The 10,274-nt window shown below is 35.1% G+C and carries 8 protein-coding genes; 1 reads left to right on the top strand and 7 read right to left on the bottom strand.

Going from position 1 to position 10,274, the window contains the following annotated elements; genetic code table 11:
• Positions 1 to 485: 485 nt before the first annotated feature.
• Together C9J35_RS10960 and C9J35_RS10955 are read right to left on the bottom strand one after the other, a co-directional pair.
• Positions 486 to 998, bottom strand: a complete 513-nt coding sequence (locus C9J35_RS10960) for a zf-HC2 domain-containing protein (RefSeq protein WP_054768597.1) — start codon at positions 996 to 998, stop codon at positions 486 to 488.
• 99 nt (positions 999 to 1,097) lie between these two features.
• On the bottom strand, positions 1,098 to 1,739 hold the full coding sequence (locus C9J35_RS10955) for a YfbR-like 5'-deoxynucleotidase (protein WP_107924534.1): 642 nt from the start codon (positions 1,737 to 1,739) through the stop codon (positions 1,098 to 1,100).
• Positions 1,740 to 1,910: 171 nt separating this feature from the next.
• Between C9J35_RS10955 and C9J35_RS10950 the strand changes: the two genes are divergently transcribed.
• Complete coding sequence (locus tag C9J35_RS10950; RefSeq protein WP_054768598.1) at positions 1,911 to 2,351, top strand: hypothetical protein; 441 nt, start codon at positions 1,911 to 1,913, stop codon at positions 2,349 to 2,351.
• Positions 2,352 to 2,534: 183 nt separating this feature from the next.
• Here the strand turns inward: C9J35_RS10950 and C9J35_RS10945 are convergent, their stop codons facing one another.
• The 5 genes from C9J35_RS10945 to C9J35_RS10925 form a co-directional block, all read right to left on the bottom strand.
• Positions 2,535 to 4,373 carry an FtsX-like permease family protein gene (locus tag C9J35_RS10945; protein WP_107924533.1) on the bottom strand — a complete coding sequence of 613 codons (1,839 nt, stop codon included), beginning with the start codon at positions 4,371 to 4,373 and terminating at the stop codon, positions 2,535 to 2,537.
• Positions 4,363 to 5,124, bottom strand: a complete 762-nt coding sequence (locus tag C9J35_RS10940) for an ABC transporter ATP-binding protein (protein ID WP_107924532.1) — start codon at positions 5,122 to 5,124, stop codon at positions 4,363 to 4,365. Before C9J35_RS10940 ends, C9J35_RS10945 begins: the two co-directional genes overlap by 11 nt.
• A 113-nt stretch (positions 5,125 to 5,237) precedes the next feature.
• Entirely contained in the window at positions 5,238 to 6,230 is a 993-nt protein-coding gene (locus C9J35_RS10935; RefSeq protein ID WP_107924531.1) for a sensor histidine kinase, read from the bottom strand.
• The gene (locus C9J35_RS10930) at positions 6,227 to 6,916 is read right to left on the bottom strand and encodes a response regulator transcription factor (RefSeq protein WP_107924530.1); all 690 of its coding nucleotides are present in this window, start codon (positions 6,914 to 6,916) and stop codon (positions 6,227 to 6,229) included. Before C9J35_RS10930 ends, C9J35_RS10935 begins: the two co-directional genes overlap by 4 nt.
• A 179-nt stretch (positions 6,917 to 7,095) precedes the next feature.
• Positions 7,096 to 10,143, bottom strand: a complete 3,048-nt coding sequence (locus C9J35_RS10925) for a hybrid sensor histidine kinase/response regulator (protein ID WP_107924529.1) — start codon at positions 10,141 to 10,143, stop codon at positions 7,096 to 7,098.
• Between the last annotated feature and the right edge of the window lie 131 nt (positions 10,144 to 10,274).

The following is a 10,274-nucleotide window of genomic DNA, read 5'->3' as shown; positions in this document are numbered from 1 at the left end:
AGATCCTGGACTGAGCGAAGCGAGGGAAGCAGCTCGACCCCGCCCGCGGAAAGCGTCCGCCCGTAGTGGAAATCAACGGCTTTACTTTATTTCATTGTAAAAGAAAAAAGACTGTAGGCAAACTCAAAATTCATTGAGTTTGTCTACAGTCTGCAGAGTCGGGAAACCGACTCTTTTTTATTTAATTTTTTATAATACTTACAGAAGCACTATGTGTAAATAGACGTTGAGCGTTCAATGCTCAGCTTTTTATTTTTGTTTAAAAAATTTGAGCAATTACTGTAACATTTAACCAAACAGGAGGTTTACTAATGAGTAAAGGATGTCGTTAAATCAAAGCTGAATGGATAAGAGTTGTTTCGAAAGTCAAAAATAGTATGCAGGAGTACTTATTGCATACTATTTTTGATATACAGGTAAAAACCCATGTAAACCCAGTGGCATACATTGCGTTGGAAAGCGAAGCGACTTTTAACACCAGTTCTTTATCTAAAAAATTTGCGTAAAATGATGGCGATAGCGGAGCCGAGTAGGGCAAAGATTGTATGTAAAATAGCGATAAAGGTCGCGCCAAGTAGCAATGTACCGATATCGGATAAGGAAGTCTTTGCAATGTAAAGTGGATTCATCACATTATCGATGATGGCCCATACAAAGACAGGGATAAAGCTTATAGTAAAAACAATCCAGCTATTTTTATAGAACAAATAAGTAAGGCAACCAAAAAGTGCATAGGACACAACAAAGCCAAGATGATTTCCAAGAAGTGAAGAATTCAGTGCAAACATAAAGGAAAGTACAATGAATATCACATGGAAGAAGGATAGTGTTTGTTTAAAAGGTATAGAAGGTTTTGGCGATGGCTGTGAATAGGCGAGCTGTTGACAATGCTCGCAGCACGCTATATGCTGCTCAATAAATTTTACGGTATTTGCTTGTAGTGCTTCGTTTTTATATAAAGGTAATAAATCTTCTACAATTGAACATGCCTGTGACAAAAGCTTCCCTCCAATCAATCACTTCTATTATACGACTTTTTTCAGGAAATAAAAAAAGCCTTCCGTGAGTCAATTCTTTCGGAAAACTTGTACATGCAATTATTTTTTTGTATCTAAGACTTCATTTGTTAATGTTTGAATATCAATATGCGTTTTCTCTTGGACCGCATCCTTCAATATTTCAGTTCGGAAATAGTGGACTGTTGCTTTTAGGGGAATGGCTAAAAGTTTAGAGAGTGCCGTTTGATACATAATGACGAACTCTAAATCTGTGTTACCACGTTTTAATTCTGCGAAGGCTTCATAAAATTGATCTAATTTGTCGGCAAATTCGAGCAAGCGACCTTCTATTGTTTCATCCTTGCCTTCCTTCATACGCTCAAAAAAGATAGCCTGAAACTCTTGAGGAATCTCATTAATAATAAATTTTTCCATCATCTTTTCTTCAACATGGGCAAGCATTTGTTTAAGCTCTGGACTTGCATGTTTTACAGGTGTCTTAATATCGCCGATAAATACTTCAGCAAAATCGTGATTGATAGTTTTTTCATATAATGATTTCCAATTTACCGTGGCTCCATTCATCTCTTCAAGTGTTGCAAAAAACATGGCATATTGAGAAACCTTCCACGAATGGGCTGCTACATTATGTTCCTCAAATTTGAAGCGTCCAGGACAACGAATAATGCGCTCTAGATCATTCAGACTTGTAAAAAATTGATGAATTCCTATAATAATCACTCCTTCTTGTGTTATAAGTGCATGTTACTATAAGCCATACCCTTTTTGCGTTCATTTCAAACAATTTAACAAAGATTCACTTTGCGTTTACAAAGGATTCACAAATGTTTTTAGAACGGGTAATATCGGATGCTATAATTAAGATGAGTCATAAAAGGGGGAGTATGCACCATGTTATCAATTTATTCACTTCTTCTCTATATACATATTTTAAGTGCCATACTTTCGATTGGGCCATTGTTTGTTGTTTTAGCAATTGTCAAAAGGATGCGTCAAGCACAGCATACAGAAATGCCACCGTATATTGAGACATTTCAAGCTGCCATTACTATTGTCAAACACGCGGGACATGTGCTAGTTGCATCTGGCATTTTGTTAATGTGGCGAGGCGGTTATCCGTGGACAACTTCATGGGTAGTGTTAACATTTCTTGTGATGCTGGGCTCAATAGTGTTTTTGGCACGCGCATTTAAACCAACGATTAGAACATTTAATACACCGGCATACAATCAGCAACAATTTGCGTCGTTGTTACATCGAAAGGCATGGATGTATATTGTATTATTGCTTATTATGCTGTGGTTAATGGTCGCAAAGCCAATACTTTGGTAAAGACCAAGATAAAAAAATTCCGACACTTCTGTAGGAAGGCGAAATAAGCGAGACTTCGAGGATGCCTGAGCATCTGTGAGGCCATGCTATTGCCGGCAGGAGTGAGCGGAATTTTTTAAAATAATATACTTCATAACAATGCTAAAGGTGAATATATAGTGTCTAACTAGCCAACTTTATATTTTAAACTAGCAGACGTTTGATATAGCTATTGCGAATAAATAGGTAACTAACTAAGAAAAGAGCAAAGAAGCATAGAGAACTAACCATTGAAACTTGTAAAAATGCTATTGAGATCATTGTTCGCATAGTAAATAGTGTCGTAAACAACATGACAGTTGCTATTGAAAATGGCACAAATATGAGAATGGCTAATTCTTTCGATACGACGGTCGATAATTCTTTTTTGGATAAGCCAAGCTTTCGTATTCCTATATATTTTTCTTTTTCTTGAATGAGTGTCGTTTGTAGATAGAAATAGAGTATACTCATGGCGGCACTTAAGAATATTAAACTTAACATAAAGCCGATGAAGAACATCACACTTTTAACAAACATTTCCGAATCATACAAGGTGATTTTTGATGCTACATACCGTTTGTCTATGATTGTTGGAAGACTTTTAGTAATTTTATGGGCTAGGTCTATATGGTGTGTCCAATGTTCTAGCTCAAATAAATAGGTTTTGTAGACAGGATAGTCCATACTACTATAAATAGTGTCAGAAACAATGAAATACGTATATTGGAATCCTGTTGTTAATAAGTTTTGTTCATTAGTATATGCCAGGTTTAAATGATTTAGATTTTCATCTGCTATTTTCGTTATTGGCGGTATACCTCGATTTCCTGCAACAGCAATAAAGTCATTTTTGTCTAGATTAATCTCTTGTTTTTGTAACAAATTATAATCAGATGCTGACATGTAGCCAATACGAGATGCTTTATCGGATTTAAAGGCTACAGCATATTTTTTTGAATCAACCGAGGCCAATTGTTTTTCTAAAAATGCAATGTCTGCTTTTACCATACTGTCATCAGCTTTAGGGTCAGCGATGTATTGAAAACTGTATGGATAATTCGCTTCACTGTCATTGGCAACATTGTAATAGGAGCTAAATAAAATGCTTGTACATAAAAATACGCCACTCAATAAAATTGTGATTAAAAAAAGCATATTTGCATGAGATTTCATTTTCGCATTCAAATTGGAGATCAGTAACATATTTGTTTTTCTAATATATGTGGGTGATTTCTCGAAGACTTCTAGCAGAACACGCATACCTTGAGAAATCATTAGATACATGGACAATAAAATGCTTATAAAAAATAATGTGTAATAAAATAGGCCAAGGCTTCCTACGATTCCATGATCTATTTTTAATAAATATGTCAACGTAATGGAAATAAGGACACTGCTAAGAAGGGATAGTAAATGTGACTTGATAGGCTTTTCAATAACTGCATCACTTTTTAATAACTGAATGGAAGCTTCCTTATTAATAAATCGTGTTACTATTTTTGAAATAACTATAAATAATAATAGAAATAAACCAACCGTTATTACTATTGCTTTAACGGGTATATACATACCGAAAGTTTCGGCTTTTAACACCACCTTCGTAGCCATTAAGAAAAGGGGTGTGATGACAAGACCGAAGATAATGGCTGCTATAATCGCCACTATGCCAATAAGAATATTCTCACGGAATACTAAAGTACGAATTTGCTTCATGGAAGCACCCGTAATCATGAAAATACCTAAAGTCCTTGTTTTCTTCTTTAAAAAAGCCATTATAGAATAAGTAATATAGATAAATGAGAATAAGTATACGAGCATGCTTGCTAATAATAATGTAATACCAAGTGTTGAGTCAGGATCTAAGCTTTTCAGGCTTGGATGAAACACAATCACTGTAAATAAGAAAAAAATGAGTATCGAGAACATGCTGCTTAGGAAATAAGATACATATGTCCATTTGTCACGTAAAATATTTTGCAATACGATATGATTAAAGCTCATGTTGGCCACCACCTAAAAACGCCAATGTATCCATAATCTCTTGATAAAATTGCTTACGATTATGCCCTCGATGAATTTCGTTATATAATTTACCATCTTTCATGAAAATAATTCGGTTAGCGAAACTTGCGACATACGGATCATGCGTCACCATTAAAATCGCCGTTTTTAAGTCGGTATTAATAGAACTAAATAAACTCATGACATCATTAACTGCCTTCGAATCAAGGTTACCAGTTGGTTCATCCGCTAACAATAAACTAGGCTCATGAATGACGGCACGAGCAATTGCCACGCGCTGCTTTTGTCCGCCTGAAATCTCATAGATACGCTTTACTAGAAGATCCTCAATACCTAAAAATTGTGAAACGTTTTTTAAACGTTGACGCATTTTTGGGGCAGGAAGGCTATCTAAAGTTAGTGGCAGTAAAATGTTTTCTTTTACCGTTAAAGTGTGTACAAGATTAAAATCCTGGAATACAAAACCTAATTCTGAGCGACGAAATTTTGCGAGTTCTTCGTCATCTAATGCATAAGGGTTTCTGTCATTAATAAAAATTTCTCCCGCTGTTGGTCGATCGATTGTTGATACACTATTTAAAAATGTTGTTTTGCCGCTACCCGATGGCCCCATCACTGCTACAAATTCATGATTCCCAAGGTGGAAATCTATTCCGTTTAAAGCTTTATACGTAATTTCTCCGATATATTCTTTGTGTAGATTCGTCACTTGCAATATTGAATTTTTCATCTCGAACAACTCCTTTACATCTATTGAATAGTTTAAGTATAAAAAAGGAGCCGATTTTTACCTATTTCGCTATATGACATGAACATGACAAAGTTGTCATTTGAGAAGGTTATTTACGAATATGCTTTCGCGCTATTTGAAAAGTCGATAGCAAAGGTAGTTACTTGGTTCTGTGATTGTAGAGAAAAGGGATGCTCTAATGTTGTCAAAATCTTTTTAACTAGATACAAGCCAATACCTGATGCTTCGCCGTTTGTTCTTCCTTTTACCCCTGTATAAAATAGGTCAAAGACACGTGAAATTTCACTATCTAAAATGGTATTGCCACTGTTTATAATTTGTACGGAAGCATGATCATAAGTTATTTGTATCGAAGTTTCAGACTCACTATATTTAATCGCGTTATTGATGATTTGATAAAAAACAATCTTTAACCATTTTCGATCGGAATAAATTACATCACTTTCAGCAACAGTCAATTTCGGAAATACTTCTTTTGCGATAAAATAATCTTTTAAATCATTGATGACCTCTTGAACGAGTCCTTTGATTACAATAGGCTCTATTTTTAAATCAGCTACTAGGTTAGATGTACGCTCATAAGTTAGTAGTTGATTCAGCGTAAAAGTTAATTTCTCGCATTCATAATGAATTGTTTGCCAGTCATCTGATTGCCTAGTTGTTTCACATGTTCTAGATTGAATAATTAGTTGAATAACAGATAATGGCGTTTTCATTTGATGGGCGAAATGTGATAATACCAGTTGCTTTTCTCCCGCTTGTTCTTCAAGTAGTTGCTGCTGTGACAAATAAAGGTACTGCATTTGTCTGAGTTTGTGGCTATAGGCTTTTTCTATCATTGCTTGTGGTTCATATAAATGTAAATCGTTTTTAGTCAATGAGGCCTGTTGTAAATGAGCATATAACTTTCTTCGTCGATAATAACGACCAATAAGCCAAATCATAAAAAAGAAACTAACGAGAAATATAAAATAATTATAATGCGTAGATAAATCATCAAGTGATTGGAATAACCAAGGTAACAATAAAAAACTTATGCCGTATAGAATGATGACACTTGCGTGATCGCGAAAGAAGAGTTTCATTTTGGAGCCTCCACTAGTTGGTAGCCGAGCCCACGTATCGTTTTGATTTCTAATTGAGATTGTATGGATTCGAATTTTTTGCGAAGTCGGCCAATATTAACAGATAAAGTATTTTCTTCTACAAAGGCTTCGTCATCCCAAATGGCACTTAGCAGTTTTTGACGAGGAACAACATTCGGATAAGCTTCAAATAGTAATTTGCTAAGTTGCATCTCTTTTAATGTTAACAAGCTTTCGTGCTCCTCTGTGTGAAGTCGAACTGTATCAGGGTTTAATGTAGTATTTTTAATCTTTAGTGTATGTGAATCTGTGGAAGCATACTCACCATATGTTCGACGTATGAGGCCGTTCACTTTTGCCATAAATACATCTAGAGAGAATGGCTTTGTTATAAAATCGTCCGCACCATTTTCAATACCGTACACTTGATCAATATCATTGACGCGCGCCGATACAATAATAATGGGACATTTTGATAATTGGCGGATTTTCCGCGACCAAAAGTAACCATCATAGGTTGGTAGATTAATATCCATGACAACAAGGTGAGGTTGAATTTCTTGGAATTCTTCTACAATGTGATTAAATTGTTGTACCGTATGGCATGCATATTGATATTTCGATAAATGTTCTACAATAAGCTTTGAAATATTTGCATCGTCTTCTATTATGTATATTTTGTACACATCAATCGACCTTTCTTTTTTACGTACATTTATAATTAATGTACCCTAATTTTTTGTATTCCATTAAAATATTTATTTTACTTATAGTAAGCATTTTACTGTGAATTTACTAAAAAAGAGCCATTATCTACTCATCGAGAAGTTAATGGCTCTTCAGGTTATAGTAAGATGTTTTCGTTTCAATCATTTTTTGGTATATGGAATGTAATAGTCGTTCCTTCATTCAGTATACTTTTAATTTGCAATCTTTGACCGTAAATCCTTTTAAGACGAAGGTCAGTATTTCGTATCCCAACACCAAAAGTTGTTGGATTGTTATCAGATTGCAATTCAGCTAATGTACTTGGATCTATACCAACCCCATCGTCTATCACACTGATGGCTACGTAATCCGAAAAATCTTTAATATGGATGCACACAGTTCCACCACCTTCTTGTTTTAGTATACCGTGGCGAATTGCATTTTCTACTAAAGTTTGTAAAGAGATAGGGGGAATTTCAATATGAATATTGTCGTCAATGTCCCATTCGATTTTTAAAAGTCCCTCAAAGCGCTGTTGTTTAATATAAAGATAGGAGCGGACAAGCTCTAGTTCATCTTGAAGTGGAACAACTCGCTGAAGATTCTTGACATCAAAACTCGCGCGTAAATATTCCCCAAAGTGATGCATTAAGTCAATCATTCGATCTGTGTCAATCGTACTTAAAGATGCGATTGTATTGAGTGTATTAAACAAAAAATGTGGCTGTATTTGGGCTTGAAGCCATGCAGTTTCTAACTGTAAGCGTTGATGAATACTATACTTTAAATCAATTAAAGCTCTTGCTCGAACTTTTAATTCCAGTGAATTGATGGGTTTTGATACATAATCATTTGCCCCATGAGCAAAGCCTGTATAAACATCTTCAGGATAATTACGAGCAGTTAATAATAAAATGGGTAATTCAAGTACTGAATAATGCTCTCGGATGAACTCAATTAAGGCGTAACCTGATATATACGGTAGCATTGCATCAATAATAATCAAATCCCAATTATGCCGCGGTAGTAATTCCATCGCTTTTTCACTGGTTGTAACAGTAGTGACATCGTATTCTGTAGAGACAAATAAACTTCTCATAATTCGCAAATTAACGGGATCATCATCGACCATTAAAATTTTAAAGTGATGGACTGTAGAAGGTACTTCTGCATGCAAACTTTCAGATGGTAATGAATCAGCTGCTTGATAAGCACACAGAGCTTCGTCTGCAACAGTACTTTCTTCAGCAAGAGGTAACGTGAACATCACGTCCGATCCCTTGTGTGGGATAGATTGAATTTGCAATGTCCCACCATGTAACTCAATTAGTTGTTTACAGACGAATAAACCGATACCAATACCCTCATCAGCCACATTTCCTTGCTCGTAAGGAGAGAATAGACGATTTTGCAAATCACCATCCATGCCTAAACCAGTATCGCGTATATGAATAATAGCCATATTTTTTTCTGTGCGTGCACTAATTTCTATAAAGCCAGCACCCGTATATTTAATAGCATTATGTAAAAGATTAAATAAAATTTGAATCAGACGGTTTTCATCAGCTACTACATGAGGGAAGGACCTGGAAATACTTGAAGTCATCTGTATTTGTTTTCCCTCCGTAATAAATCGAAGCATATCAAATACCCCTGAAACAGTCCCTAGGATATTCACATTTTTTTTATGCAGATATAGGGTTCCTTCTTTTAGCCGAGTAAAATCAAGAATGTCATTAAGTGTAAAAGACATACTCCTACCAATATCAATTAAATATTTTAAATTATGTTTATCTTCACTGATAAGCAAATTGTTTGGATTTTCATAAATGGATTGTCCAAGGGTAATCATTTTATTCATCGGACTCCATAACTTTTGTGCGCTGCTAGCTAAAAATTCATCTTTTTGTTCATCATCTTTTTGTAAATCAGCTACTAGCCTGTTGATTTGCTGTGTATTGATATAAAAACGTTTAAACCAATACCCCGTAAATCCAAGAACAATCATTAAATAGTCAAAAGGATAAAAGGGAATATCTAAAACGTAGGTTGTTTTTATAAGCCCCCAAATAATTCCGTTGGTTGTAGCGAGGGCTGTGAATGCAAGAAAGGCGGAAGTCTTTTGGCTTGCAACGTACTCCCTTAAAGCTAGTACGACAACATATAAAAAAGAAACAATATAAAGAATAAAGAATAAAATATTTACTGCATACAACCATTGAATAGGTAACAAAACGATTAACAGAGTTCCTAGAGCATATAAAGTAGAGAACCACCGAAAGCACTTAGCATGTTGGTATTTGACAAGTAAAACACGCATAAATTGTACAAAGAAAAAAGAAGCACCGAGATAAATAATATTGGACAATTTTAAAGACCAAACATAATCGAGATGTAGCCAATCCAGGAACGAACGATCATAAGTTATTAATTCATCTGTTAAAGGCAAAAGAAAGCCAACTGTGAACAGTAAAACAATCTTTTTGCGGTAAATAAATAGATAAACTAGAATGCTAAAAAGTGCATACATAATGATGATCACCGAGATAGTAGCTAGGGATAGCTCAGTAATCGTCTGGTAATGTGTCATGGCAGATGCGGAAGTAAAGGAAATTCTTTTGTTAATAACAGTATTAGCTGGGGTATCGAAATTGGATACCTGTAAAAGTATGTCGATTTCAGACTCCTTTTCCGTAAAGTAGACGGTATAAGGTGCGGCTTGTCCTTTATGTATGTTAGCGTCTGTGGCTACTGTCCCAGATTTTCCTACAAGTTTGCCATTGACGTATAGCTCTGAAGCAGTAGGAATAGCAGGTATCCGGATAGCATACTGATTATCTGATGAATCATTATCGTCCAGTAAGATTTTTAAGCGGTATGTGCCAAATTGTTGTGTCTTTGCTTTGCTATCACGCTGTGGAATCGATAGGACGCTTTTTTCTATTGGGAAAGTGGCCATGCTATGATTGCTATTGGTTGTAGTTAATAATAATCCAGGGTAATAGAGCCACTCGCCATTTAAATAGAAGACATTGTCATCTGACCACATTTGATTTTGCATATCGAAAATGCCATCCTTAGCAGATGGCTGATCATTAGAAGGTAAGAAATAGGCTAGCCAAAGTATTCGGAGGGTAGAAAGGACGATAAAAATCAAGACAATAATAAGTAGGTGTCGTTTTGTTGTTTCTTTTAGCGCTAACATAAAAGCCTCCTGAAAATAATTGATAAAAAAAGAAAATAAGAATTTTCTTAAAAAATACTCTAAAAATACTATTTTGGCTGATTTACTGTGAGTCTGTAGTTCTTTTCGATCTAGTTATACTTTATTGAAAA

The organism is Lysinibacillus parviboronicapiens, assembly GCF_003049575.1.
Lineage (GTDB): Bacteria > Bacillota > Bacilli > Bacillales_A > Planococcaceae > Lysinibacillus > Lysinibacillus parviboronicapiens.
This window is presented reverse-complemented; position numbering and strand designations above follow the sequence as displayed.